At 73.6% G+C, this 780-nt stretch carries 1 protein-coding gene; it reads right to left on the bottom strand.

Annotated elements, in window-relative coordinates; translation table 11 throughout:
- Positions 1-780: IS110 family RNA-guided transposase (locus GSE44_RS25100; protein WP_159351543.1), on the bottom strand; the 780-nt coding region annotated here is incomplete at both ends.

Below are 780 nucleotides of genomic sequence, written 5' to 3'. Positions count from 1 at the left end.
GACCTGCGGCCGCTTGCCGGCGGCCTGCAGGCGCCGGTACCGGGCGCAGAGGCGCATCTGCGCTTTCCAGGCGATGTCGCGAACCTCGCGCGGCAGGCCTGCCAGGCGAGGCCGCATCTGCGCTGACGCCCGGGCCGGCAGCCGGTAGGTCCAGGCGCCCTCGACGAGCATGCGGCGCGCGAGCGGGCTGCCGGCCTTGGTGATCGCGCCCTGCCGGCGCTTGGCCCCGCTGGAATGCTCCGAGGGCACGAGGCCGAGATAGGCCATCAGCTGGCGCGGGTTGTCGAAGCGCCCGAAGTCGCCGACCTCGGCCACCAGCGCCGAGGCGACGATCAGCGAGACGCCGCGCATGGCCTGCAGCGCCTCGACAACCGGCGCCATGCTCCAGCAGGGCACGAGGTCCCGGATGCGGCCCGTGAGCCGCTCGATGCGCGCCTCCAACTCGTTCACCGCGTCGAGGTATTCCTGGCAGGCGACCTGCTGGGCGGGGTGCGGGAGGGTCTGCTCCATCAGCCACTTCCGGTGCGGCCAGGTCCAGCGCTTGCCGTCGTAGCTCCGCCCGTGCCGGAGCAGGAAACCCATCAGCCGCTGCCGCGCCTTGCGGAGCGCCTCCACCATGTCCGCCCGCGCCCTGACCAGGTCCCTCATGGCCTCGTGTTCCGGGTCCGGCACCCAGACCGGCGTCAACTCGCCGGCCCGATGCAGGCGGGCCAGCGCCGTCGCGTCCCGCCGATCGGTCTTGATCCGCTCGCCGGGCTTGCGCGGGATGAGGCTCGGCGC

It is taken from the genome of Muricoccus harenae (assembly GCF_009848505.1).
In the GTDB taxonomy this organism is placed as follows: domain Bacteria; phylum Pseudomonadota; class Alphaproteobacteria; order Acetobacterales; family Acetobacteraceae; genus Roseomonas; species Roseomonas harenae.
This window is presented reverse-complemented; position numbering and strand designations above follow the sequence as displayed.